This window comes from Bradyrhizobium sp. CCGUVB1N3, from assembly GCF_024199925.1.
Taxonomy (GTDB): Bacteria; Pseudomonadota; Alphaproteobacteria; order Rhizobiales; family Xanthobacteraceae; genus Bradyrhizobium.
Map to the genome: position 1 here is coordinate 6,646,304 of NZ_JANADR010000001.1, position 23,800 is coordinate 6,670,103.

21 protein-coding genes are annotated in these 23,800 nt (G+C 64.2%); 10 read left to right on the plus strand and 11 right to left on the minus strand.

Annotation, left to right across the window (positions count from 1 at the left end; genetic code table 11):
• Positions 1 to 74 precede the first annotated feature (74 nt).
• From NLM33_RS31690 to NLM33_RS31700, 3 genes are read left to right on the plus strand one after another with little or no spacing between them, the layout of a single operon-like run.
• The gene (locus NLM33_RS31690; RefSeq protein WP_254102082.1) at positions 75 to 1,055 is read left to right on the plus strand and encodes a LysR family transcriptional regulator; all 981 of its coding nucleotides are present in this window, start codon (positions 75 to 77) and stop codon (positions 1,053 to 1,055) included.
• Positions 1,052 to 2,512 (plus strand): NAD(P)-binding domain-containing protein, encoded by a 1,461-nt coding sequence (locus tag NLM33_RS31695; protein WP_254102084.1) that lies wholly within the window; start codon positions 1,052 to 1,054, stop codon positions 2,510 to 2,512. Before NLM33_RS31690 ends, NLM33_RS31695 begins: the two co-directional genes overlap by 4 nt.
• 27 nt (positions 2,513 to 2,539) lie before the next feature.
• Complete coding sequence (locus tag NLM33_RS31700; protein ID WP_254102086.1) at positions 2,540 to 3,847, plus strand: citrate-proton symporter; 1,308 nt, start codon at positions 2,540 to 2,542, stop codon at positions 3,845 to 3,847.
• Between the two features lie 70 nt (positions 3,848 to 3,917).
• Here NLM33_RS31700 and NLM33_RS31705 read toward each other — a convergent pair whose 3' ends face one another.
• Complete coding sequence (locus NLM33_RS31705) at positions 3,918 to 4,382, minus strand: Lrp/AsnC family transcriptional regulator (protein ID WP_254102088.1); 465 nt, start codon at positions 4,380 to 4,382, stop codon at positions 3,918 to 3,920.
• A gap of 162 nt (positions 4,383 to 4,544) precedes the next feature.
• Here NLM33_RS31705 and NLM33_RS31710 point away from each other — a divergent pair, with 162 nt between their 5' ends.
• Entirely contained in the window at positions 4,545 to 5,561 is a 1,017-nt protein-coding gene (locus NLM33_RS31710) for a 1-aminocyclopropane-1-carboxylate deaminase (protein ID WP_254102090.1), read from the plus strand.
• A 186-nt stretch (positions 5,562 to 5,747) separates the two neighbouring features.
• Here the strand turns inward: NLM33_RS31710 and recQ are convergent, their stop codons facing one another.
• The 5 genes from recQ to NLM33_RS31735 form a co-directional block, all read right to left on the minus strand.
• Positions 5,748 to 7,613 carry a DNA helicase RecQ gene (gene recQ, locus NLM33_RS31715; protein ID WP_254102092.1) on the minus strand — a complete coding sequence of 622 codons (1,866 nt, stop codon included), beginning with the start codon at positions 7,611 to 7,613 and terminating at the stop codon, positions 5,748 to 5,750.
• Between the two features lie 249 nt (positions 7,614 to 7,862).
• Positions 7,863 to 8,606, minus strand: coding sequence for a polysaccharide deacetylase family protein (locus NLM33_RS31720; RefSeq protein WP_254102094.1), 744 nt, complete (start codon positions 8,604 to 8,606; stop codon positions 7,863 to 7,865).
• A gap of 111 nt (positions 8,607 to 8,717) precedes the next feature.
• Positions 8,718 to 9,713: a homoserine O-succinyltransferase gene (locus NLM33_RS31725; RefSeq protein WP_254102096.1), complete on the minus strand. Its 996-nt coding sequence runs from the start codon at positions 9,711 to 9,713 to the stop codon at positions 8,718 to 8,720.
• 12 nt (positions 9,714 to 9,725) lie between these two features.
• Positions 9,726 to 11,027, minus strand: coding sequence for an O-acetylhomoserine aminocarboxypropyltransferase/cysteine synthase family protein (locus NLM33_RS31730; RefSeq protein ID WP_254102098.1), 1,302 nt, complete (start codon positions 11,025 to 11,027; stop codon positions 9,726 to 9,728).
• Positions 11,028 to 11,191: 164 nt separating this feature from the next.
• Positions 11,192 to 12,127, minus strand: a complete 936-nt coding sequence (locus NLM33_RS31735) for an alpha/beta hydrolase (protein WP_254102100.1) — start codon at positions 12,125 to 12,127, stop codon at positions 11,192 to 11,194.
• 183 nt (positions 12,128 to 12,310) lie between these two features.
• Between NLM33_RS31735 and NLM33_RS31740 the strand changes: the two genes are divergently transcribed.
• Positions 12,311 to 13,198 (plus strand): branched-chain amino acid aminotransferase, encoded by an 888-nt coding sequence (locus tag NLM33_RS31740; RefSeq protein ID WP_254102102.1) that lies wholly within the window; start codon positions 12,311 to 12,313, stop codon positions 13,196 to 13,198.
• A gap of 6 nt (positions 13,199 to 13,204) precedes the next feature.
• On the opposite strand, the gene NLM33_RS31745 is transcribed toward NLM33_RS31740, so the two are convergent.
• The 4 genes from NLM33_RS31745 to NLM33_RS31760 all read right to left on the minus strand — a co-directional run bounded on the left by NLM33_RS31745 (position 13,205) and on the right by NLM33_RS31760 (position 17,259).
• Positions 13,205 to 13,822: a trans-aconitate 2-methyltransferase gene (locus tag NLM33_RS31745; protein ID WP_254102104.1), complete on the minus strand. Its 618-nt coding sequence runs from the start codon at positions 13,820 to 13,822 to the stop codon at positions 13,205 to 13,207.
• Positions 13,823 to 14,077: 255 nt separating this feature from the next.
• The gene (locus NLM33_RS31750) at positions 14,078 to 14,953 is read right to left on the minus strand and encodes an acyl-CoA acyltransferase (protein WP_254102106.1); all 876 of its coding nucleotides are present in this window, start codon (positions 14,951 to 14,953) and stop codon (positions 14,078 to 14,080) included.
• Between the two features lie 36 nt (positions 14,954 to 14,989).
• Complete coding sequence (locus NLM33_RS31755; protein WP_254102108.1) at positions 14,990 to 15,970, minus strand: amino acid--[acyl-carrier-protein] ligase; 981 nt, start codon at positions 15,968 to 15,970, stop codon at positions 14,990 to 14,992.
• A gap of 68 nt (positions 15,971 to 16,038) precedes the next feature.
• Positions 16,039 to 17,259 (minus strand): acyl-CoA dehydrogenase family protein, encoded by a 1,221-nt coding sequence (locus NLM33_RS31760; RefSeq protein WP_254102110.1) that lies wholly within the window; start codon positions 17,257 to 17,259, stop codon positions 16,039 to 16,041.
• Between the two features lie 341 nt (positions 17,260 to 17,600).
• Here NLM33_RS31760 and NLM33_RS31765 point away from each other — a divergent pair, with 341 nt between their 5' ends.
• From NLM33_RS31765 to mtnA, 3 genes are all read left to right on the plus strand, one after another.
• Positions 17,601 to 17,873 carry a phosphopantetheine-binding protein gene (locus NLM33_RS31765; protein ID WP_254102112.1) on the plus strand — a complete coding sequence of 91 codons (273 nt, stop codon included), beginning with the start codon at positions 17,601 to 17,603 and terminating at the stop codon, positions 17,871 to 17,873.
• 278 nt (positions 17,874 to 18,151) lie between these two features.
• Complete coding sequence (locus NLM33_RS31770) at positions 18,152 to 19,027, plus strand: S-methyl-5'-thioadenosine phosphorylase (protein ID WP_254102114.1); 876 nt, start codon at positions 18,152 to 18,154, stop codon at positions 19,025 to 19,027.
• Positions 19,028 to 19,045: 18 nt separating this feature from the next.
• Positions 19,046 to 20,149, plus strand: a complete 1,104-nt coding sequence (mtnA, locus tag NLM33_RS31775) for an S-methyl-5-thioribose-1-phosphate isomerase (RefSeq protein ID WP_254102116.1) — start codon at positions 19,046 to 19,048, stop codon at positions 20,147 to 20,149.
• 177 nt (positions 20,150 to 20,326) lie between these two features.
• Here the strand turns inward: mtnA and NLM33_RS31780 are convergent, their stop codons facing one another.
• Positions 20,327 to 20,962, minus strand: coding sequence for an HAD-IA family hydrolase (locus NLM33_RS31780; protein WP_254102118.1), 636 nt, complete (start codon positions 20,960 to 20,962; stop codon positions 20,327 to 20,329).
• A gap of 123 nt (positions 20,963 to 21,085) precedes the next feature.
• On the opposite strand from NLM33_RS31780, the gene NLM33_RS31785 reads away from it, so the two are divergent.
• Both NLM33_RS31785 and NLM33_RS31790 read left to right on the plus strand, forming a co-directional pair.
• Positions 21,086 to 21,847 carry a trypsin-like serine protease gene (locus NLM33_RS31785; RefSeq protein WP_254102120.1) on the plus strand — a complete coding sequence of 254 codons (762 nt, stop codon included), beginning with the start codon at positions 21,086 to 21,088 and terminating at the stop codon, positions 21,845 to 21,847.
• 118 nt (positions 21,848 to 21,965) lie between these two features.
• The gene (locus NLM33_RS31790; RefSeq protein WP_254102123.1) at positions 21,966 to 23,468 is read left to right on the plus strand and encodes an NAD(P)/FAD-dependent oxidoreductase; all 1,503 of its coding nucleotides are present in this window, start codon (positions 21,966 to 21,968) and stop codon (positions 23,466 to 23,468) included.
• The last annotated feature ends 332 nt before the right edge of the window (positions 23,469 to 23,800 follow it).

Sequence of the window (23,800 nt, forward strand, 5' to 3'; positions counted from 1 at the left end):
AATCTCTCATAATTCTTCTTGCGCATCAAGAAATATTGTTCATTCTATAATCGAATAATGCAAGCAGCCCGTCCATGAACAATGAAATTATCGACATCCGGCTCTTGGAGGCCTTCGCGGCGGTGATGTCGGCCGGCAGCATCACCGGCGCGGCACGGCTGCTCGGCCGTTCGCAGCCGGTGGTGACGCGGCAGATCCAGGACCTCGAGGCCGATGTCGGCTACCTCCTGTTCACCCGCAATGGACCGCGCATCAGCCCGACGGCGAAGGGCGTGTTGTTTCATGCCGAGGTCGAGCGGCTGTTGATGGGCCTGAAGCACATCCGCCAGCGTGCCAACGCGATCGGCGCCGGCGCGCTTCCGGTGCTGAGCCTCGCCGCAATCCCGGCGCTCGCCGCGGGCTTCGTCCCGGCTGCGCTTGCCGCGCTGGAGCGCGAGCTGTTGCCGGGCCAGGTGCATGTGCAGGCGCTCTCGGCCGAGAACGTCGTGCAGTCGGTGCTGTCGCAATCGGTGGATTTCGGGCTCGCCAGCCTGCCGGTCCAGCATCCCGGCCTCGACGTGCAATGGGTCTGCGAGGTGCCGTGTGTCGCTTGCCTCGCGATGGATCATCCGCTCGCGAAGAAGAAGGTGATCCGGCTGAAAGATCTCAGCGGCGGCCGGCTTCTGACGATGGCCAATCCCTACCGGCTGCGCCGCCGGGTGGACGAAGCGCTGGAGCGCGAGGCGGTGGTGCCCGCAGAGGTCATCGACACCAATTCCTCGATGACCGCGATCGCGATGGCCAAGCAGTCGCTCGGCATCGCCATCGTCGAGCCGGTGCTGACGTCGAGCCTTCCGGTGGAAGGCGTCGTCACCCGGCGTCTCGATGTCTCCATTCCCTTTCTGTTTGCTGCACTCTCGCCAACCGGGCGCGAGCTGACGCCGACTGTCGCCTCCCTCAACGGCGCGCTGCGCGCGGCGGTGGCGCTGATGCCCGGCGCGAAGCTGCACAGCGGCGCGGCCGCAAGCCTCGAACCCGATGAGGCGGTCGACGAATTCGAGAAGGCCAATTCATGACGACGATGACGCCAAACGCAGCCGGCCTCGCGACGCTCGAAGAGCGACTCAAGCAGGACCTCTCGTGGCTGGAATTGCCGGCCAAATCCTGGGTTCCGCGGCGCGCCGTGGAGGGCGAGGCCGTCGTCGACGTCGTGATCGTCGGCGCCGGCATGGCGGGCCTCGTTGCCTCGGCCATGTTGAAGCGGCTCGGCGTCGACAACCATTTGGTGCTCGATCGTGCGCGCGCAGGCAAAGAAGGGCCATGGGTCACTTTCGCGCGGATGCGCACGCTGCGCTCGCCGAAGGAATTGACCGGCCCCGCGATGGGCATGCCGGCGCTGACCTTCCGCGCGTTCTATGAAGCGCAATACGGCCGCGACGCCTGGAAGGCGCTCGACCGCGCGCCGCGCACGATGTGGATGGATTATCTCGTCTGGTACCGCAAGGTGCTCAACCTGCCGGTCCGCAACGAGGTGACGGTCGAGCGCATCCACGCGCGTGCCGACGAGCTGTTCGAGCTCGACGTCAGCGAGCGCGGCGCGCCGCGAAAAATCCTGGCGCGTCACGTCGTGCTGGCGACGGGCCGCGACGGCCTCGGCGGGGTCTATGTGCCGCCGCTCGCCGATGGCATCGATCGGCACTTCTGGGCGCATTCGTCCGATGCGATCGACTTCGAAAAGCTGTGCGGCAGGCGCGTCGCCGTGGTCGGCGCTGGCGCATCCGCGATGGACAATGCGGCGGTGGCGCTGGAGAGCGGCGCTGCGCGGCTCGATCTGTTCATTCGCCGTGCCGACATTCCGCGCATCAACAAATTCACCGGCATCGGCAGCCAGGGTGTCGTGCACGGCTTTGCCGGCCTCACCGACGCATGGAAATGGCGCTTCCTCGATCACACGCTGAAAGCGCAGACGCCGCCGCCGCGGCAGAGCGTGCTGCGCGTCTCCGGCTATCCACACGCGCGTTTCCATCTCGCAAGCCCGATCGACGATCTCGCCGTCAAAGGCGATCATCTCGTCGTGACGACGCCGAAGGGTCGCTATGAGACCGACTTCATCATCTTCGGCACCGGCTTCAAGGTCGACCTCGCGTTGCGGCCCGAGCTTGAGGAGTTCGCCCCGCATATCCGCTTCTGGCGCGATCGCTTCCCGGCGCCCGTGGGTATGGACAATGCCGAGCTGGAAGGCTCGCCCGACCTCGGCGACATCTTCCAGTTCCAGGAGAGAGTGGCCGGCGCCTGTCCGATGCTGTCGCGGCTCTACTGCTTCAACTATCCGGCGACGCTCAGCCACGGCAAGCTCTCCGGCGATATCCCCGCGATCAGCGAAGGCGCTGACCGGCTCGCCCGCGGCATCGTCCGCCGGCTCTTCGTCGAGGATCGCGAGCTTCACTTCGCCAATCTCAAGGCGTTCGCCACGGCCGAGATCCTCGGCGACGAATGGACCGACGCCGACGCCACTCCCCAACCCGCCGAGTAACCCAGCAACCGGACAGGCAAGCGCGAGATGCAGACGAACAGAAAAGCCATCGTGGCGGCGATCGCCGGCAATGCGATGGAGTGGTACGATTTCACGGTGTTCGCGCTGATGACGCCGGTCATCAAGAACCTGTTCTTCCCGGTCGACCCGAAGGTTCCGGGCAGCGAGATCAACGCGCTGCTGCTCACCACGGCGCTGTTCGGCACCGGCTTCTTCATGCGGCCGGTCGGCGGCCTCGTGCTCGGCTATTTCGGCGACCGCAAGGGACGCAAGGCGGCGATGACGCTCGGCATGGGCATCATGGCGCTCTCGGTCGCGCTGCTCGCGCTGACGCCGACCTATGCGACGGCGGGCATCGCCGCGCCGCTGATCGTGCTGCTGGCGCGGCTGCTCCAGGGCTTTTCCGTTGGGGGTGAGTTTGGCACCTCGACCGCCTATCTGATCGAGGCTGCGCCTGCCGGCCGCACCGGCTTCTACGGCTCCTGGCAGATCGCAGGCCAGCTCATGGCCAACGTGCTCGGTGCCGTGCTCGGTGCCATCCTCACGCTCACGTTCACGCAGGAGCAGCTCGCGGCCGGCGCCTGGCGCATCCCGTTCTTCGTCGGGCTCGTGATCGTTCCGATCCTGCTCTACATGCGCGCCAAGGTCGTCGAGCCCGAAGCCTCCCAGCGCAACATGGCGGCTGTGCACAAGGAGCGCTTCATCGCCGCGTTGAAACATCCTGGCCGCAACTTCCTGATCGGCATGGGCATGGTGGTCGCGAGCGCAGTCTCGTTCTACGTCACTTTCGGTTATACCGTGACCTATGCCAAGGAAGTGCTGAAGCTGCCGCTGATGCAGAGCTTTCTGGTGCAGATGATCGCGGCAATCGTGATGGTCGTCGTCGTCCCCGTCGCCGGCGCTGTCTCCGACCGCTATCCGCGCAAGCCGCTGCTGCTTGCCTCGCTCACCGGGTATTTCGTCTCGCTCTATCCGCTCTATGCCTGGGTGATCTCCGAGCCGTCGATCGCAAGGCTCCTCGTCGCCCAGGTCGTGATCGGCTTCTTCAGCGCATTCTTCCTCGGCGTCTACTGCACCACGCTGGTCGAGCTGTTCCCGATCCGCGTTCGCTCGACGGCGCTTGCGATCGTCAACAACGTCGCGGTGCTGATCTTCGGCGGCTTCGCGCAGTTCTTCGTGACCTGGCTGATCGCGCTCACGGGCTCTCCGCTCGCGCCGATCTTTTACGTCATGATCGGCGTCGGTCTCGGCCTGATCTCGGTGGTCGCGATGCGGCCCGAGGACAGCGAGCGCGGCGTGGCTGCGGCGGAGCGCGTCGCCGAGCAGGTCTCGTGACGCGCGCGTGCTTCTATTGTTTGAGCATGACCTTTTCGGAAAACCGCTGCACACTTTTCCGGATCATGCTCTAGAACTCCAGCGGCGCGTTGTCGACGACCTCCTTCATCACGAAGAAGGTGCGGGTCTGGCGCGCGCCCGGCAGCGCGATGAGCTGTTCGCCATGGATGCGGTTGAAGTCCTCCATGTCGCCGACCCGGATTTTCAGGAAATAATCGAAATCGCCGGCGACGAGGTGGCAGTCGAGCACGCATTTCAGCTTCGCCACCGCCTGCTCGAAGAGCGCAAAGCTCTCCGGCGTCGAGCGGTCGAGCACGACGCCGACCATCACCAGCGTGCCCTTCGCCACCTTCTTCGGCGCGACCATCGCGCGCACCGAGGCGATAAAGCCGTCCTCGAACAGGCGCTGGGTGCGGCGATGACAGGTGGCAGGGCTGATGGCGACCGCTTCGGCCAGCTCCGCGTTGCTGAGCCGGCCGTTATTCTGCAGCAATCGCAATATCTTAAGATCGGTGCGGTCGAGTCTTCCCGACATGGAAGAAGATTCCGAATTTAGATCATATTATGAAAGAAATAATACCTATTTTCACATTGGCTGCAAGTTTAGCGCATTGTTGGCGTAGCATTTGAGAGCACATTTCATTGGAGAGGTGATAGTTGCTTTTCCGAGTTCAACGCCAAATCGGGATGATTTTGCATGAAGCTGGAAAAGTTCGAGCGCTATCCACTGACCTTCGGGCCGACCCCCATCGAGAAACTGGAGCGGCTCTCAAAACATCTCGGCGGCAATGTCGAGATCTATGCCAAGCGTGAGGACTGCAATTCCGGTCTCGCCTATGGCGGCAACAAGCTGCGCAAGCTCGAATACATCGTTCCCGACGCGATCGCCTCGAATGCCGACACGCTGGTGTCGATCGGCGGCGTGCAGTCCAACCACACCCGCATGGTCGCCGCGGTCGCGGCCAAGATCGGCATGAAGTGCCGCCTGGTGCAGGAAGCCTGGGTGCCGCACGAGGACGCCGTGTACGACCGCGTCGGCAACATCCTGCTGTCGCGCGTGATGGGCGCCGACGTGCGTCTCGTCGAGGACGGCTTTGACATAGGCATCCGCAAGAGCTGGGAGCAGGCGCTCGAGGAAGTGAAGGCAGCGGGCGGCAAGCCTTACGCGATTCCCGCCGGTGCCTCCGTGCACAAATATGGCGGTCTCGGCTATGTCGGCTTCGCCGAAGAGGTGCGCAAGCAGGAGCAGGACCTCGGCTTCAAGTTCGACTACATCATCGTCTGCACCGTCACCGGCTCGACCCATGCGGGCATGCTGGTTGGTTTCGCCGCGGACGGCCGTGCGCGAAAAGTGATCGGTATCGACGCCTCCTTCACGCCGGCGCAGACCAAGGCACAGGTTCTTTCGATCGCGCAGAACACGGCAAAACTCGTCGAGCTCGGCAAGGAGATCGTCGAAGACGACGTCGTGCTGGTCGAGGACTACGCCTATCCCACCTACGGTGTGCCGTCGGAAGAGACAAAGGAAGCCATCCGCCTCACCGCGCGTCTCGAGGGCATGATCACCGACCCCGTTTACGAGGGCAAGTCGATGCAGGGCCTGATCGACCTTACCAAGAAGGGTTATTTCGAGAAGGGCGCGAAGATTCTCTACGCGCACCTCGGCGGCGCACCCGCGCTCAACGGCTACGCCTACGCGTTCCGGAACGGGTGAGGCGGGCCGAATTTCGTCCCCTCACTGGTGTCGTCCCGGCGAAGGCCGGGACCCATACCCACAGGGTGTAGTTTGGCGAAGACTCGTGGTTCGGTACTCCTACCGATCGCAGTCGATGGTTTCCGCGGTATGGATCCCGGATCAGCGCTCGCTTGTCCGGGATGACAGCAGAGATATTTGCGCGCCCTACCGCGTCCTGACCAGCCGCAGCAGCTCCTCGCCGTAGTGCTCGAGCTTCTTGTCGCCGATGCCGGGCACGTTGCGCAATTCATCCAGTGTCGTCGGCCAGGCGCGCACGATGCCGTCGATCGTTGCATCGTGCAGCACGACATAGGCTGGTACCCCGCGCTCGCGGGCGACTTCGGAGCGCCAGGCGCGCAGGCGCGCGCGCAATTCGGGATCGACGTCGCCCTGCGGCGCGCTCGACGCCGGCGCAAGATCGCCGCGACGAGATTTCGCGCGGCTGGCGCGAAGGCGCGTGCCTGGGGCTTCCTCGCGCAGCCAGACTTCCGTCTCGCCGCGCAAGACGCCGCGCGAGGATTCCGTCAGCTTCAGCGAGCCAAAGGCTTCGCTGTCGCTCTGCAAATGCCCCATCGCCACCAATTGTCGCAGTACCGTGCGCCATTGCTTCTCGTTGAGCTCGCGGCCGATGCCGAACACCGTGAGCTTGTCGTGACCGAACTGCGTCACCTTCTCGGTCAGGCGTCCCACCAGCACGTCGATCAGGTGCATGGCGCCAAAGCGCTGTCCGGTGCGATAGACGCAGGACAGGAGCTTCTGCGCCAGCACCTTGCCGTCCCGCATCTGCGGCGGTGTCAGGCAGTTGTCGCAATTGCCGCAATTCTCCGCCGTAACCGTCTCGCCAAAATAGGCGAGCAGCCGCCTGCGGCGGCAATGTGCGGTCTCGGCAAGCCCAACCAGCGCGTCGAGCTTGCCGATCGATGCCCGCTTGAACTCGTCGGATGCTCCGGACTCGTCGATCATCCGGCGCTGCTGCACAATGTCCGAGAGGCCATAAGCCATCCAAGCGGCGGATGGATCGCCGTCGCGGCCGGCGCGTCCCGTCTCCTGGTAATAGGCCTCGATGCTCTTGGGCAGGTCGAGATGCGCGACGAAGCGCACATCGGGCTTGTCGATGCCCATGCCGAAGGCGACGGTCGCGACGATGACGATGCCGTCCTCGTTCAGGAAACGATCCTGGTTGCGCGAGCGCACACTGCCGTCGAGCCCGGCATGATAGGGCAGCGCCGGAATGCCGGCATCGCTCAAGGCGGCAGCGACTTCCTCGACCCGATTGCGAGAGAGGCAATAAACGATGCCCGCATCGCCGGCATGGCGTTCCCGGATGAATTCCTTCAATTGCGCCACCGAATTGCGCTTGTCGACGATCTCGTAGCGGATGTTCGGCCGGTCGAAGCTGGAGACGAATTGCGGCGCGCCAGAGAGTTGCAGCCGTTCGACGATCTCCTTACGCGTCAGCTCGTCGGCGGTGGCGGTGAGCGCGATCCGCGGCACGTCGGGAAAGCGCTCGGCGATGACCGAGAGCGCAACGTATTCAGGACGAAAGTCATGCCCCCATTGCGAGACGCAGTGCGCCTCGTCGATCGCAAACAGAGCGACCCTGGCCTGCGCCAGCATCGACAGGCAGCGCGGCGTGACCAGCCGCTCGGGCGCGACATAGAGCAGGTCGAGATCGCCCGCGATGAGCCGCCGCTCGACCTCGGAGGCCTCTTGCGGCGTCAGCGAGGAGTTCAGCGCGGCAGCGTTGACGCCGGATTCGATCAGGCCCGCGACCTGGTCGCGCATCAGCGCGATCAAGGGCGACACCACGATGCCGCAGCCTTCGCGCAAGAGCGACGGCAACTGGTAGCACAGCGATTTGCCGCCGCCGGTCGGCATCAGCACCAGGCAATTGCCGCCCGACGTCACATGCCTGACGATCTCGCCCTGCGCGCCACGGAAACCGGAGAGCCCGAATACCGAATGCAGCACCGACAATGCGTTGCGGCCATCGACCGGCGCGGGTTGGGAAGCGGTGGAGGGGGCGGACATGGGCGTGTCGGACCGGGCCGTGAGATTCGGCCCACGGCAGTCGCATGGCGGGGCCGCGGTGGCAAGTGTGTTTGCGCAACACGGGCAGTGCCCAGCCCTCTCCCCTTGTGGGAGAGGGCGCCTCGCGAAGCGAGGCGGGTGAGGGGTTCTCTCCGCGAGTGAACCTTTCGCGTTTGAATTCGCTGAAGCGACCCCTCATCCGGCGCTTCGCGCCACCTTCTCCCGCAAGGGGAGAAGGGAAGAAGGACGCTACGCCCCGATTCGCCGCAAGGCTTCGGCGACCGTCACGATCGGAACGTCGCGCTTCTGGGCCGCTTTCAATGCGTGGTGCAACAGCGACGGCGAGCAGCCATAGGGACTCGGCTGGTCGACGACGTCGTGGCCGTAGAAGATCAGCCAGCCGCCGCTCGCGGCGGTCTCGTCGAAATAGCGATCGATGCCGCCGGTATCGATGTCCCTGTCGATCAAGGGCGTGGAACGAAGCAGCTGCAGGTCGATGACGTCGCGATTGACGCCGGGAAGAATGCCGCGCGACGAGCGGAAGCTCTTGGTGAGCTGCGGCTTGCGCCAGATCGAGGCGAGACCATACGGATAGGCGAAATTCTCGAGCTTGATCGTTGGGTCGAGCGCGTGAAAATAGTTGCGGTTCTGCTCGATCTCGCGTGCGAGCGTGGCCTCGTCGAGATCCGCCGCGCGGCGATGCGAGAACGTGTGGCAGGCGATTTCGTGGCCGCGGTCGTGAAGCCGCAGGAGGGCGTCGTTGGACAGCCCGAGCCAGTGGACGGATCGCTGCCCGATCTGGCTGCCGGCCAGATAGAACGTGGCGCGGCCGCCATACTCCTCCAGCATGGGCGCGCCATGGCTCGCGGCGCTATCAGGAGCGTCATCGAAAGTGAAGCTGACCATCGGCGCATGTGCCGACAGCCGGTGCGGCGAGACCGCGAAATGCCGGGCCAGCCGATTGCTGACGCGTCCGTTGATTGCCGACCACACCGGGGTTGTTTCCCTGTATTTCCAAATGGGGCGGTAGCAATGAACCATCCGCCCTCGGCCTGACGCAAGCTTAACGATTCGTTAAGCCTAACGGAGAGCCTGCTCGGCTCCTTAGCGCAGAGACAGCGGCGTGGCCGCATCCTCGGCGAGAAAATCGAGCCAATTCCTGAAAAGCACTGCCGCAGCGCTGCCTGCGGCGATATCGCTGCGCAAATTCAGCGCGGGCAGCTCGCTCGCCATTGCCGGATGACGCTGATGCCTGGCGCGCTTTTCGAAGCGGATCAGCTTCTCCTCGGTCGCTGCGTCGAAATAGCTCACGGGCACCGCCGGATAGGTCTCACGCTCGCGCGCAAGATAGCGGCCGATATCGCGCAGATATTCACGCTGCAGCGACAGCGCGTCATATTCGGGATGGCCCTGGAAGAATACGAAACGGCTGGCATATTGCCGGGCGAAAACGTCAACACCGGCTTTCGCCGATCGTGTCAGCACCTGGTAGCCATGCTTGGTGAGGTCGGCTTCCGTGACCTCGTTGAGCCGCGAATGCGAGACTTTGAGATGCGCTGGCGCGGCGCGCGTCAGCGGATCGCTGCCGACCGTCTCGCAGTCGAAGATGCCGTGGCATTTGGCGGCAAGCGGCCGCCGCGCGATCCGGTCGAGATGCAGCACCGCCGCATGGGCGGCAAGGCACGACCAAATCGTCGAGCGCGTGTTGGTCCTCGCCCAGTCGATGATGTCAGTGAGATCGTGCCAGTAGGGCTCCTGGTCGAGATCGGGCGCGACCGGCTCGGCGCCGGTCACGATCAATCCGTCGAATCTTCGCCGCTTCAGATCGGAGAGATCGGAATATTCGCTCTCGACATGCCAGCGCGCCTCCGGCGAGCGCTTGACCGACGGTAGCGAAAAAAACTGGAAGCGGATGCTGCGTCGTCCGGCGGCGGCTTGCAACAGCTTCATGAACTGTCGCTCGGTCGCCTTCAGTGCCGGATCCGGCATGTTGTTGATCAGCCCGATGGTGATCTCGCGGCCACCGCCGCGCGCGTCCTCCAGCGCCGGCACCAGGGCAGGGCTCAAGATACCTTGATCCTTGTCGACCAAGATGGTCATCGGCGCTGCCGTCTACTCCGCAGCCTGAAGCCGTTCCGACGGGCAGGCCTTTGCCAGCGCCTGGTCGATGTCTTCGATGATATCGGCGATATGCTCGATGCCGATCGAGAGGCGGATCGTCTCCGGCAGCACGCCGGCGGCGCGCTGCTGCTCGGCCGACATCTGCCGGTGCGTGGTCGAGGCCGGATGACAGGCGAGCGATTTCGCGTCGCCGATGTTGACGAGCCGCGTGATCAGCTCGAGCGCGTCATAGAACGCCTTGCCGGCCTCCATGCCGCCCTTGATGCCGAAGGTGAACAAGGACGAGCCGTTGCCCGCGAGATATTTCTGCACCAGCGGATAATACGGGCTGTCCGGGAAGCCTGCATAATTGACCCAGGCCACGCGCGGGTCAGTGCGCAAGAACTCTGCGACCTTGCGCGCGTTCTCGACGTGGCGCTCCATGCGCAGTGCCACGGTCTCGATACCCTGAAGCAACAGGAAGGCGTTGAAGGGCGACAGCACCGAGCCCATGGTGCGCTGATAGATGCTGCGCGCGCGCTCGATAAAGGCGGTCTTGCCGAAGCGCTCGGCATAGACGAGGCCGTGATAGGACGCGTCCGGCGTGTTGTAGGCCGGGAAGCGTGCGGCGTGCTGCGCCCACGGGAAGCGCCCGGAGTCGACGATGGCCCCACCGAGCGTGGTGCCGTGGCCGCCGAGAAACTTCGTCAGCGAATGCACGGAGATGTCGGCGCCGTAATCGAACGGCTTGAGCAGGATCGGCGTCGCCACCGTGTTGTCGACGATCAGCGGCACGCCATGAGCATGCGCGATCTTCGCCAGCGCCTCGATGTCACAGACATTTCCGGCAGGATTGCCGATGGTCTCGGCGAACACCGCGCGCGTGTTCTCGTCGATCAGCTTTGCGATCGCCTCGGGCTTGTCGCTCTCGGCGAAGCGGCCCGTGATGCCCTGGCGCGGCAGGATGTGGGAGAGCAGAGTATGCGTGGTGCCGTAGAGCTGCGGAACGGAAACGATGTTGCCGCCGTGATCGGCGACGTTGACGAAGGCGAAATGCAGCGCCGCCTGTCCGGTTGCGACCGCAAGCGCGCCGACGCCACCTTCGAGCTCGCTGATGCGCTTCTCCAGCACAGCGGTGGTCGGATTGGCGATGCGGCTGTAGCGATAGCCTTCCGTTTCGAGATTGAAGAGAGCTGCGCCATGATCGGCGCTGTCGAACGCATAGGCCGCGGTCTGGTAGATCGGCACGGCGACCGCATGGGTGGTCGCTTCAGGTTCGTAGCCGGCGTGAATAGCGATCGTTTCGTTGCGCATCGTCCACCTCCGCGTCCAGCGGGTCGCAACTTGAATGTGCGTTATCCGCCGTCCTCGTGTTAGAGGCGGGTGGTAAAGCCGGCAATAATTCGTCTAGAGATCGACGAAGTAACCCTAACGATTGTTGCCGAATTAGCTAAAATTTGAATCAAACTGCGGGAGGCTCACCCACCCACGGCGCGGCGGACCTGTTCGCCGATCTGCGACAGCACGAGCTGCGCCTGCGGCAGGATCGCGCCCATGGCATGGAAATTGTGAACCATGCCGTCGTGGCAGACATGCTCGACGACGACACCGGCCGCCAGCAGCTTGCGTGCGTAGGCGTTGCCCTCGTCGCGCATCGGGTCGAACTCGGCGGTGTGGATGATCGCCGGTGGCAAACCGGCCAGTCGCGTCGCGCGGAGCGGCGAGATGCGGGGATCGGCGGCGTCGATGCCGTCAGGCAGATAATCGGCGAGATCGGCGTCGATCGTGACACGATCGATCAGGTGATTTTCGGCAAAGGCCTCGCGTGAGGGCGAAGTCTCCTCGAAATCAAGCACCGGGCAGATCAGGCATTGCGCGACGATGGAAAGCCCGGCGTTCCGTGTCGCCTCCTGGCACACGACGGCCGCTAGCGTCGCGCCTGCGGAATCGCCGCCGACCACCAGTTGCTCGGCGTCGATGCCGAGGAGATCTGCGTTCCGCGCCACCCATTCGGTCGCGGCGATCGCGTCGTCGATCGCGGCCGGGAATTTGTGCTCGGGCGCGAGGCGGTAGTCGATCGACACCAGGCGGCAACCGGTCACGTGCGCGATGCCGGCGGCGACGCGGTCATGGGTCTGGATGCTGCCGGCGACGAGCCCGCCGCCGTGGAAGAACACGAAGCCCGGCGTTCGCGGTGCGGCGTTCTCCGGCGCATAGAGACGGTAGGCCAGCTCGCCGCCGGGGCCGGGCAGCGTGCCGTCGGATGTTGCAACGCCGGGTGCCTCGGCGCGCGCAAACTGCATCAGCTTCGCCAGTGACTGCCGCCGCGCCTCGACGCTCGGGCGGGCGCGCGCTGCGGGACCCGCCGCGGCCATCATGGTCAACAAGCGCTTTGCGAGCGGATCAAGTGGCATTTGTGAGTACCGATTGGCTGACGATTACATCTGGATACTAACGTGAAACCGCACACGCGCACACGCTGCTTTCCTTATCCTCTTGAAGGGGAGAGGGTGAACCGCAGTTCCACGCAGGACATCCTTTAGGAATTCGGCTAATAGTGACGCATATTGCGGCATCACGGTAAGGGGAGGCGGCTCATGGCCGAGAGCACAAAACCCATCGAATACTCGCCGAGCTGGACCTTCTTCGAAGGCAAGTGGCACGAAGGCAACGTGCCGATCATGGGACCACGCACGCATGGCGCCTGGCTCGGCTCGGTCGTGTTCGACGGCGCCCGCGCGTTCGAAGGCGTCGCGCCCGATCTCGATCGCCACGTCGCCCGTGCCAATCAATCCGCGATCAACTTCGGCCTCAAGCCGGTGGTCGACACCGACACCTGGATGACGCTCGCGCGCGACGGCATTGCGCGCTTTGCGCCGAACGCCGAGCTCTACATCCGTCCGATGTACTGGGCGCAGAATGGCGCGGGCGGCGGCGTGCTGTTCGACCCTGAAACCACCAATTGGTGCCTGTGCATCTACGAGGCGCCGATGCCAAAGCCGGTCGGCAACGCGATCACGCTGTCGCCGTTCCGCCGTCCGACGGCCGAATGCGCGCCGGTCGAGGCGAAGGCGGCCTGTCTCTATCCGAACAATTCGCGCGCGCTTGCTGAAGCTGCGTCCCGCGGCTTCCAGAACGCCCTGATGCTCGACATGCTCGGCAACGTCGCGGAGTTCGGCAATTCCAACGTGTTCATGGCGAAAGACGGCGTGGTTTACACGCCGGCGCCGAACGGCACTTTTTTGAACGGCATCACGCGCCAGCGCGTCATCGGCCTGCTGCGCGCCGACGGCGTCACCGTGATCGAGAAGACCTTGTGCTATGCCGATTTCCTCGCCGCCGACGAGATCTTCTCGAGCGGCAATTTCGCCAAAGTGGCCCCCGTCATCCGCATCGACGACCGCGAGCTGCAGCCGGGCCCATTCTACACCAAGGCGCGCAAGCTCTATTGGGACTTTGCTCACGCCGTGAAGCTCGCGGCGTAGGGCTGCTCATCGGCGCCTGCGAAAGCGGCTGAACTGAAACGCCTGCGTCGCATCCCAGGGCGTGTGGTGGACGTCGCGACGCGTCTCCAGCAGCTCGAAATCCGGGCCGAGCTCCGTGGCGAGACTGTTGCCGTCATAGCGCTGCACCGGCAGGCCGCTGCATTTCTCGGGACCGTCGAGCGCGAAGGTGCCGATGATGACGTGACCGCCCTCGCGCACCGCCGATCGCAGGCGGTCGAGATACGCCGCCTGGTCGGAACGCTCGGTCAGGAAATGAAACGCGGCGCGGTCGTGCCAGACGTCGTATGAGCGTGCCGGCTGCCAAGTCGTGACGTCGGCGACGATCCAGTCGATATCAGCGGCGGCAGGTCCTATTCGCGTCTTTGCAGTGTCCAGCGCATGGGCGGAGAGATCGAGCACCGCAATGGAGCGATAGCCTTCCTGCAACAGCGCATCGGCCAGCCGCGACGCGCCGCCGCCGATATCGATGATGGCAGCGTCACGGCCCGGATTCGCTGCGCGGATCATTTGAAGCGAGATCGCCGGGCTCTCCTGGAACCAGCTCACCTCGGTCTCGCCCTTGGTCGTGTAGACCTTTTCCCAGTGCGTGCTGCGCTCGGACATGGGTTGGCTTCCGTGATCGCCAGAGCTTACCACACGCCCAGTCGTCATCACCCGCGAAAACGGGTGATCCAGTATTCCAGAGACGGCGATGGGATACGGATAGGCTGCGGCGTACCGGATGCCCCGGTCCCGTCTCCGCCAAGGCTCCGACGAGGCTCGCGAACTCGGCGCGCCGAAGCTTCAGCGGAGGCGGCAAGCCGGGGCATGACAGCGGAGAGGGAGGATAGATTCGCGATCTTTCGTTGATCGATCCGCCTACGGCCCGTACAGCACGAGCTCCGTATCCGTGAGGTCGGCCAATTGCGGCCGGTGCGGGCCCTTGAAATACTTGCGGCCGCGCCGCTCGGTGTAGACGCCGGTGAGGCCTGGGATAGGTCCGTTGGAATCGACGATGACCGAGATCTTGCCGAGCCGCAGTAGCAGGCGGCCGATGCGGCCGGCGCAGGCGGCGAATTCGGTGACGCTGCGGCAATAGATCAGCTGCATCGCCGGCGGCGCGATCCAGCCGCGGCGGATCCGCACCGGTTGCAGGATGAAGGGGAACACGCCCTTCGGCGTGCGGACCACAAGGCTCAGGCAGTTGTAGCGCGCATGCCGCGTCAAAAGCTCGGTCTCGGCCTTGCCGAGGCCCTCAATCTCCTTGGCGTGCGGCGCGATCACCTCGATCTTGGTCCAGCGCGGCACGCGCGACAGCACCGGCACCGAGAAGAACAGGCCGCGGCAATAGGCCCTAAATCCCTGCGTCTCGATGATCGGCCAGGTCCACACCGCCGGGCTGATGTTGAGATAGGTCACGTCCTTGTGACGCTGCGCGATTTTGGTCAGCAGCGGCGCGTAGTTGCGGAACGCCGGCTCGACATACCAGCTCGACAGGTTGCAATGGATGGCGATGGCCTCGTCGTCCTTGCGCGCCGTGTAGATCAGAAGCAGCACGCCGACCGGCACGCCCTCATTGTCGAGCATGTAGCCGAAGCGCGGGTAGCCCTCGGGCACGGGCCGGAAGGCCTGCCTGCGCAGGCCCTGGATCCAATAGTCGCGCGAGCGGCCGACGAAGCCGCGCGTCAACAGGTCCGCGATGGCATCGACATCGGACTCTGTGATCTCGCGGCATCGGACCTTGGTATGGATCACGCTCGTCTTGCCCGTGGAAATGATCGGCCTCGTCGCTTAGCGCCAGCCTTCGACATGGGCGTCAGTCGCCACATGCGGCGACAGGCCCAGGATGTCCCGCACCTTCGCGGGCCAAACGGAAAGATCGGTGCCGTGGGTGTGGAACATCGCGACGGCGAGGCGGTCCATGCCGAAGGCGACGCAGCCCGTGTGGGCGGGCTCGCCATTGGCGTCCTGGATGCCCCAGGTCGTGCCGAAGTGCTCGCGATGATAGTTGAAGCTCATGCAGGCCGTCGGTTGCTCTTCCGAGCGCAGAGGAATGAGCAGCTCGAACTTGAGCTGCTGCTGCTTCTGGCTCACGGCCTTCATCTGGCCGACGCGGCCGAAGAAGGGGTCGCTGGCATAGTCGACGCGGAAGGTGAGGCCGAGATCGCGCGCGATTGCCTGCGCGCGCACCATCCAGCGCTCGCGGAAATCGGCGACGTCATCGGGGCTGCCGATGCAGACATATTCGCGCATCCGGAACGATTGCAGTCGGTCGAGATGACGCGACGGCTCGCGGCGGAAGCAGTCTGCGGCGACGTCGAAGCGCAGGCCGCCCTTGGGAAGCTGCCCGCGGCTCGCCGCGATCGGATAAACGGGGTAGCAGGCTGCCGGTGACAGCACGAGATCGGCGGGCGACAGCGACGTGGTCCAGTCGCCGCCGGTGTCGAAGCGGCTCACCGCGGCGTTGATCTCGCGCTCGGTGCCATGCAGGCCACAGACGCAGCCGAGCAGGTTCGGGAAGCTCTTGAGGTAGCCGGACTTCTCCAGCTGCGCCCGGCTCATCACCGGCGGAAAGCGCATCACCTCGGTGCCGGCCTCACGGTGCCTTGTGATCAGCGCAGCCAGCCGCTCCACGACATCCTCATAGAGTGCGGTGCGGGCGTAGACGCCGTCGGAACCCATGCGGTGGAACAGCACGTCGGTGAGATGGTCGAGCGGATCGATCGCTTGCGGCGCGGTGTCGGGCGAGGTCGGGAGAACGGCAACGTTCATGGCCAAAACTTCCTGTTATCTGCAATTCTTCTTGTTGGTCGTGCAGGCGCGTCAGTCTCGAAGGGATGTTAGTCGCGAAGGCTCGCCGGCACGCCGCTCATCAAGGTCGAGGTCGCGGCGTTGGCAAGGATGCGGTCATTGTTGATCATGATCGGCGCGGACAGCACGTCGCGCAAGTGGCGGCCCATGGTGAAGTCGCCGTCGTTGCGATAGCCGGCAAGGCCGGTCGTGCGCATCGCGTGCATCACGGTCTCGACTGCAAGCTCGGAGGCCTGCACCTTCAGAAGCGTGATGGAGGACTGGAAGTCGAGCGAGCCGAGCGCGCGCTCGTCATGCTCATGATGGGCGAAGGCGTCGATATTGGAGGCGATCAGCGCGCGGAGTTTTGCCAGCGACATCTTCGCGGCGGTGAAATGGGCGGCTGCCGGCGGCATCTGCCCGCCGGAGGCGCGCGCCGCCTTGCGGATGAACGCCTGCGCTCGCGTCACGGCGGCAGCCGCAACGCCGGCCCAGGCCGATGACCAGCACAGATGCGCGAACGGCGTCATCGTCTGTGCGTGGATCTTGTCATAGGATTCCGGGAAGACGCGGTCGGCGGGACAGTCGACCTTCAGCTCGAAGCCGGTCGAGCAGGTGCCGCGCATGCCGAGTGTTTCCCAGCCCAGTGTCCGCTTCAGCGAATAGTCATCCTTGGCGAGCGCCAGCAGCACCTGGTCGGAGGCGACTGCATCACCCGCGCGGCGTGCGATGGTGACGAGGCCATCGGCCTCGGCGCCGTAGGAGATCACGGTGGCATCGCGCGTCAGCGCGACCATGTCGCCTTCATGATCCACCGCGGCCGCGCTCGCGCGGATATTGCCGCCGTTCTGGCCTTCGGTGGTGGAGGAGGCGAGCAGCCACTGGTCGCGACCGACCCGGCGCATCATGGTTTCCATCCAGGGAATGCCGTGGCCGTGCCTGATAACGCAGGCGACCTTGGTCGTATGCATCGCATAGATCATCGCGGTCGAGGCGCAGGCGCGCCCGAGCGTGTAGCAGATGTCGGTGACGTCGTAGATCGAGGCACTGAGCCCGCCGAATTCGACGGGGATCATCACGCCGAGCAGCTTTTGCTCGCGCGCGGCGTCGAATGCCTTGTGCGGAAAGCGGCCGTCGCGATCGACGCCCTCGGCTTCGCCGGTCGCCACCGTCGCCACGCGCGCGGCGCGTTCCACCAGAGAAGGGCTGTGCTCGAGAAAGCTTGCCTGAGCGTCGTCGACAGGTTGAAGGGCCGCTTCACGCACGTTCATGCTGGTTCGCCTCCGGTTCGTCGTTCGAGATCGGCACGGTCACGCCGTGACGATCATCCGACCATGTTTGCTTGGCCCGGAGGCTAGGGATTTAATTCAAATTCGTCGACGAAATTGAAGGTAAACAAGGTTTAATTCGGAACGAGCAGTTAAGACCTGGTTTTTTGCGTCACCCGACTTTCCGAGATCGCGTTAATGATGCGAAGAAGGTGCGAGTTTTAGTCAATCTGAGTCATCGTTTACTAAGAAACGCGAGTTAAGAGTCGCGCCCATTGCGGGATCGGCCCGTCATGCCCATCGTAGACGCGGTCCGGACCTTATCAGAGTATGGGATATTGCAGATGCAGGCGTTCGATACCGATGTGCGGGATCGCATCATCAAGCTGGTAAAGGGTATCCTGGAACAGAACTCGCTCGCCGCTGACGTCGCACCGGGTGCGCGCCTCGTCGATGTTGGCCTGACCTCGATGGACATGGTCAACCTGATGCTCGGCGTGGAGGCCGAGTTCGACTTCACCATCCCGCAGTCCGAAATCACGCCGGAGAATTTCCAGTCGGTCGATACGCTCGAGCGAATGGTGGCGAGCCAGTTGCAGCCGGCGACCGCGGCGTAGCAAATAGTGCGACGACCTCCTCTGGTCGTTCCGGCGCAGGCCGGGACCCATAACCCCAGGGAGTAGTTTTGCGAAGACAAGTCGTTCGGGACTGCGACCATCCTCAATAGATGGATTCCGCGGGTATGGGTCCCGGCCTGCGCCGGGACGACACCAAGTGTTTGACGAGCGCTTTGCGCTCCTCGCTGCACCGACAGCAACACCACCCCCGTTCCAAATCCGTCCCAAAACTGGCATAGCTTAACCACGTTGCACATCGCGGACGGGGTGAAGCAGGCATGACGCAGGCGGTATTGGGCATCATCGGCGGATCCGGCATTTACGACCTGCCGGGACTCGAGGGCGCGCACGAAGAGGTGATCGGGAGCCCCTGGGGCGAGCCATCGGCGCCGGTCAGGCGCGGCACCATCGCCGGTCTGCCGATCGTGTTCCTGCCGCGGCATGACAAGGGCCATCGCCTGTCGCCCTCCGACATCAACTATCGCGCCAATATCGACGTGCTGAAGCGCGCCGGCGTCACCGACCTGGTGTCGCTCTCGGCCTGCGGCTCCTTCAAGGAGGAACTGCCGCCCGGCACCTTCGTGCTGATCGATCAGTTCGTCGACCGCACCCACAAGCGCGAGAGCTCGTTCTTCGGCAGGGGCTGCGTCGCGCATGTATCGATGGCGCATCCGGTCTCGCCGCGGCTGCGTATCCATCTCGCCGCCGCGGCCGAAGCCGAAGGCATCGCAATCGCACGCGGTGGCACCTATGTCTGTATGGAGGGGCCGCAATTCTCGACGCTTGCGGAAAGCATGACCTACAAGACGCTGGGTTATTCCGTGATCGGCATGACCAACATGCCCGAGGCCAAGCTCGCCCGCGAGGCGGAGATCTGCTACGCCACCGTCGCCATGGTGACGGACTTCGATTGCTGGCATCCGGACCACGACGCCGTCACGGTGCAGGACATCATCCGCGTGCTGACCTCGAATGCGGACAAGGCCAAGGCCCTGGTGGCGCGGCTGGCAAAGGATTTTCCGCGCGAGCATGAACCGTGCCCGATCGGCTCCGACCGCGCGCTCGACACCGCGCTGATCACGGCGCCCGAGGCACGTGATCCCGAGCTTTTGAAGAAGCTCGACGCCGTGGCGGGGCGCATACTGCGCGCATAAAACGAAAGGCGGACCGCCATGAAGGTCGACGGCAAGCATTATCGCAGCATCTGGCGCGAGCGCGACGGCTGGTCGGTCGGAGCCATCGACCAGCGCCGGCTGCCGCACGAATTCGTCGTCGCTCGTCTCACCACGAGCGAGGAGGCGGCTGACGCGATCCGCACCATGCTGGTGCGCGGCGCGCCGCTGATCGGTGCCACGGCCGCGTTCGGCATGGCGCTCGCCATGCGCGTGGACAGTTCCGATGCGGGCTTGAAGCGCGCCTACGAGACGCTGGTGGTGGCGCGGCCCACAGCCATCAATCTCAAATGGGCGCTCGACGAGATGCGCGCGACGCTCGCGCCGATCGATCCGCTGGAGCGGGCGGAGGCGGCTTACGCGCGTGCCGACGAAATTCTGGAGCAGGATGTCGAGATCAACCGGGGCATCGCCCGCAACGGTCTGGAGTTGATCGAGGCGATTGCCGCGAAGAAAAAGCCGGGCGAGACCATTAACGTGCTGACCCACTGTAATGCCGGCTGGCTTGCCACCGTCGACTGGGGCACCGCGACGGCACCGATCTATCTGGCGTATGATCGCGGCATCAAGATCCATGTCTGGGTCGACGAGACGCGGCCGCGCAATCAGGGCGCCTCGCTCACCGCCTGGGAGCTCGGGCATCACGGCGTGCCGCACACGGTAATCCCCGACAACACCGGCGGTCACCTGATGCAGCACGGCATGGTCGATCTCGCGATCGTCGGCACCGATCGCGTCGCGGCCAATGGCGACGTCTGCAACAAGATCGGCACCTATCTGAAGGCGCTCGCGGCAAGCGACAATGACGTGCCGTTTTATGTCGCGCTGCCGTCACCGACGATCGATTTCGCGGTCAATGACGGCATCCGCGACATCCCGATCGAGCAGCGCAGTGGAGTGGAGGTCACCGACATGACCGGCCGCACCGCCGACGGGCGGCTCGAGACGGTGCGGATCGTGCCCGAGGGTTCGCCTGTCGCGAACTATGCCTTCGATGTCACGCCGGCGCGGCTGGTGACAGGCTTGATCACCGAGCGCGGCGTGCTCAAGCCGGATCGCGCCTCGCTCGCCGCCGCCTTCCCGGAGCGGATCGCGACGGAGTAGGATATTTGACGAGCAATGACGCGGCCGTGGCAGCCGCGCACGCTCGTCTCACACCCTCACCCTGAGGAGCCGCGAAGCGGCGTCTCGAAGGGCGAGGGGCACGAGCAGGGCCTTCATCCTTCGAGACGCGCGTACCGCGCTCCTCGGGATGAGGAACTGGCGTCATGGGTGCGTGAACTACCCGAGCTTCAGCCCCGTGGCCGCCTCGAGCTCGGCGATCGCCTGCAGGCCGCTCACGACCTTGATCGTCGTCATCCCCATCTCGCGCGCGGGCTTCAGGTTGACGCCGAGATCGTCGAGATAGACGCAAGCATTCGGATCGACCTTCAGCGCCTCGACCATCATCCGGTAGATCCGCGGATCGGGCTTGCGCAGGCCGATCTTGGCGGACTCGATGACGTGATCGAACAGCGCCATCACCTCGGCGATATAGAGCGTGCGTCCGGTCATGCTGCCGATGGCATTGGCGGGAAGATTGTTGGTAATGCAGCCGGTCTTGAAACGCGCCTTGATCCGCTTCAACGCCTCGACCATCTCGGGCCGCAAATTGCCTTGCAATAGTGGCAGCACATCCCGGCCGCGCACCTCCGCGCCGAGCGCAAGCGATTCCGCGGCGAACAGCCGGTCAAATGTTTCGATGTCGACCTCGGCGCGCTCGAACTTCGCCCAGGCGTTTTCGAGATGATTGGCGGCATTGGTGCGGCGGATGATGTCGGCGGGCAGGCCGCGCTCCTGTTCGAAGCGCGTGAAGGCCTCGAAGGGCGAGCTCGTCAGCACGCCGCCAAAGTCAAAGATCACAGCCCCGATCGCCACTGTCCCGCCCTCGTCGATATCAGGTGAAGACCGCTAGCACGCTGCCGCCACAACGGCCAGCACGAAGCATCTCTTCCAAGGGGCTCTTGGCGAAAGGCGTCCCAGCGGCTACCACACTCGCCCATGAACAAGTCATCCATCCTGCTCGCAGCAGTGGCGCTGCTGTTCACTGCACCCGTCAACGCCATCGTCGGCGGCGGCACGCCACAGTCCGAGGGCGTCGCGCGCTCGATCGTCACGATCGTCGGATCGCGCGGCAATTTCTGCACCGGAAGCCTCATCGCCACGAGGCTGGTGCTCACCGCCGCACACTGCGTGCAGCCTGGCGCGGAGTACAAGATCCTCGACTACGGCGCCGACGGCAAACCGCAGTTGCAGAACGTGCGTGCGGTCGCGATCCATCCGAGCTTCAACATGCAGGCCATGCTGGCACATCGTGCGACCGCCGATGTGGCGTTGCTGCAACTCGAAATTCCACTCAAAGGAAAATCAACATCGCAGATCGGCGCGCCGCAAATTCCGATCGTGGTCGGCGGCCGCTTTACCATCGCAGGCGTCGGCGTCACGGTGCCCGGCGACGGCAAGAGCAGCGGCATGACGCGTGTTGCGGGCCTTGTCGTGACCGGCCAGCCTGGCACGTTGCAAATCAGGCTTGTGGACCCCGTAACCAACGGCGTTCGCGCCGGAATCGGCGCCTGCACCGGCGATTCCGGCGGTCCCGCGTTCGAGGACAAGCCCAACGGTCCCGTCGTCGTCGGCGTCATCAGCTGGTCGACGGGGCCGAATGGCAGCGCGGGCTGCGGCGGTATGACCGGTGTCACGCCGCTCACGCTCTACCGCGACTGGATTGTGCAGACGGCGCGGAGCTGGGGTGCGGCGTTGTGATTTGATTGCGATTTGATCTATGTCATTTTGAAGCGGAAGCGCGGTGGGCAGCGATGATCCCGTCGCGGAGGAAACGCGTCGCCTGGTCAAGGCGACCTCAAAAGGCAAAGAATCAACAATGAATGTCGCCGTCCGTACTCAGCCCACCACGCAGCAAACCACTGAACATTTCGACGTCCTGATCGTCGGCGCCGGCATCTCCGGTATCGGCAGCGCCTATCATCTGACAAAGCAGCTTCCTGGCACGAGCTTCGTCGTCCTGGAAACCAAGGACAGCTTCGGCGGCACCTGGATCACGCATCGCTACCCCGGCATCCGCTCGGACAGCGATCTCCACACCTTCGGCTATCGCTTCAAGCCCTGGGTGGGGCCGCCGATTGCGGCTGCCGAGGAGATCCTGACCTACATGAACGATGTGATCGAGGAGAACGATCTCGGCAAACACATCCGCTACAAGCACAAGATCAATTCGGCACGCTGGTCGAGCGAGACCAATCTCTGGACCATCGAGGCAGTGACGACCGATACCGGCGAGACGAAGATCTTCATCGCAAACTTCCTCTGGATGTGCCAGGGCTATTATCGCCATTCCGAAGGGTACACGCCGGAATGGAAGGGCACGGACAGGTTCAAAGGCCGCATCGTCCATCCGCAGACCTGGCCGGATGATCTCGATCTCACCGACAAGAAGGTCGTGGTGATCGGTTCGGGTGCAACGGCTGCGACGCTGCTGCCGAATATCGCCGACAAATGCGCGCACGCCACCATGCTCCAGCGTTCGCCGACCTATTTCCGCATCGGCCGCAACGCCATCGAGATTGCCGAGGAGTTGCGCAGGCTTCAGGTGGATGAGGAATGGATCCACGAGATCGTGCGGCGGAAGATCCTGTTCGAGCAGGATGCGTTTACAAAACTCTGCGTGGCGAAGCCGGAAGAGGTGAAGAAGGAGCTGATCGGGCAGATCTCCGCAATCCTCGGTCCGGACTACGACGTCGAGACGCATTTTACGCCGACGTACCGACCGTGGCGGCAGCGCATCGCCTTCGTGCCCGATGCCGATCTGTTCAAGGGCATCGCCGGCGGCAAGGCCTCGGTCGTCACCGACGAGATCGAATGCTTCGTCGAGAACGGCATCCAGCTCAAATCCGGCAAGCTGCTCGAGGCCGACGTCATCGTCACCGCGACCGGCTTCAATCTCGCCGCGCTCGGAGACATCGCCTTCGAGATCGACGGAAAACCGCTCGCCTTCGGTGACACCGTCACCTATCGCGGCATGATGTTCACGGGCGTGCCGAACATGGTGTGGGTATTCGGCTATTTTCGCGCCAGCTGGACGCTGCGCGTCGATCTCGTCGCCGATTTCGTCTGCCGGCTTCTCGGCCATATGAAGGCGAAGGGCGCCAGGAAGGTCGAGGTCAAGCTGCGTTCCGAAGACCACAACATGCCAATTCTGCCCTGGATCGATCCGGAAAACTTCAACCCCGGCTACATGATGCGCAACATGGACCTGCTGCCGAAGCGCGGCGACAAGCCGGAATGGCAGCACAGCCAGGATTACTTGACCGAGAAGGACGAGATCCCGAAGACGAATCTGGACGACAAGGCGTTCGTGTACGGGTGAAGTGGGCTACAGCGCGCTCCGCATATTCCGTAGTCGTCCCGGCCTTCGCCGGGACGACACCGTTTGTTGGGCGGGTAGCGTCCAGTGAGCCGTTGCGCTACGCGGCCGACGACCAGGACCAAGGATCGGTCATCGAGAAGGGCCGGCCGCGGCCTGCGGCAACCCGCCGCGGGCTGGCCTTCGCGGCTGGCCTGGCGTGCGCGGGATGATAACTGCAACCTCCCAAAGCGTGGCGTGGTTGCAACAACCGCGCCTGAATCTGCTCGGGTTGTACGCGAATCGGCCCATTCAGTGGGGCACGTAGTTTCCCGCAGGGACCCCATCGCCTAATT

Bases quoted from the DNA above. Each gene is read 5' to 3' on its own strand.
- NLM33_RS31690 (WP_254102082.1), top strand. From the start codon at position 75: ATGAACAATGAAATTATCGACATCCGGCTCTTGGAGGCCTTCGCGGCG.
- NLM33_RS31695 (WP_254102084.1), top strand. From the start codon at position 1,052: ATGACGACGATGACGCCAAACGCAGCCGGCCTCGCGACGCTCGAAGAG.
- NLM33_RS31700 (WP_254102086.1), top strand. From the start codon at position 2,540: ATGCAGACGAACAGAAAAGCCATCGTGGCGGCGATCGCCGGCAATGCG.
- NLM33_RS31705 (WP_254102088.1), bottom strand. From the start codon at position 4,382: ATGTCGGGAAGACTCGACCGCACCGATCTTAAGATATTGCGATTGCTG.
- NLM33_RS31710 (WP_254102090.1), top strand. From the start codon at position 4,545: ATGAAGCTGGAAAAGTTCGAGCGCTATCCACTGACCTTCGGGCCGACC.
- recQ (WP_254102092.1), bottom strand. From the start codon at position 7,613: ATGTCCGCCCCCTCCACCGCTTCCCAACCCGCGCCGGTCGATGGCCGC.
- NLM33_RS31725 (WP_254102096.1), bottom strand. From the start codon at position 9,713: ATGACCATCTTGGTCGACAAGGATCAAGGTATCTTGAGCCCTGCCCTG.
- NLM33_RS31730 (WP_254102098.1), bottom strand. From the start codon at position 11,027: ATGCGCAACGAAACGATCGCTATTCACGCCGGCTACGAACCTGAAGCG.
- NLM33_RS31735 (WP_254102100.1), bottom strand. From the start codon at position 12,127: ATGCCACTTGATCCGCTCGCAAAGCGCTTGTTGACCATGATGGCCGCG.
- NLM33_RS31740 (WP_254102102.1), top strand. From the start codon at position 12,311: ATGGCCGAGAGCACAAAACCCATCGAATACTCGCCGAGCTGGACCTTC.
- NLM33_RS31745 (WP_254102104.1), bottom strand. From the start codon at position 13,822: ATGTCCGAGCGCAGCACGCACTGGGAAAAGGTCTACACGACCAAGGGC.
- NLM33_RS31755 (WP_254102108.1), bottom strand. From the start codon at position 15,970: ATGAACGTTGCCGTTCTCCCGACCTCGCCCGACACCGCGCCGCAAGCG.
- NLM33_RS31760 (WP_254102110.1), bottom strand. From the start codon at position 17,259: ATGAACGTGCGTGAAGCGGCCCTTCAACCTGTCGACGACGCTCAGGCA.
- NLM33_RS31765 (WP_254102112.1), top strand. From the start codon at position 17,601: ATGCAGGCGTTCGATACCGATGTGCGGGATCGCATCATCAAGCTGGTA.
- NLM33_RS31770 (WP_254102114.1), top strand. From the start codon at position 18,152: ATGACGCAGGCGGTATTGGGCATCATCGGCGGATCCGGCATTTACGAC.
- mtnA (WP_254102116.1), top strand. From the start codon at position 19,046: ATGAAGGTCGACGGCAAGCATTATCGCAGCATCTGGCGCGAGCGCGAC.
- NLM33_RS31785 (WP_254102120.1), top strand. From the start codon at position 21,086: ATGAACAAGTCATCCATCCTGCTCGCAGCAGTGGCGCTGCTGTTCACT.
- NLM33_RS31790 (WP_254102123.1), top strand. From the start codon at position 21,966: ATGAATGTCGCCGTCCGTACTCAGCCCACCACGCAGCAAACCACTGAA.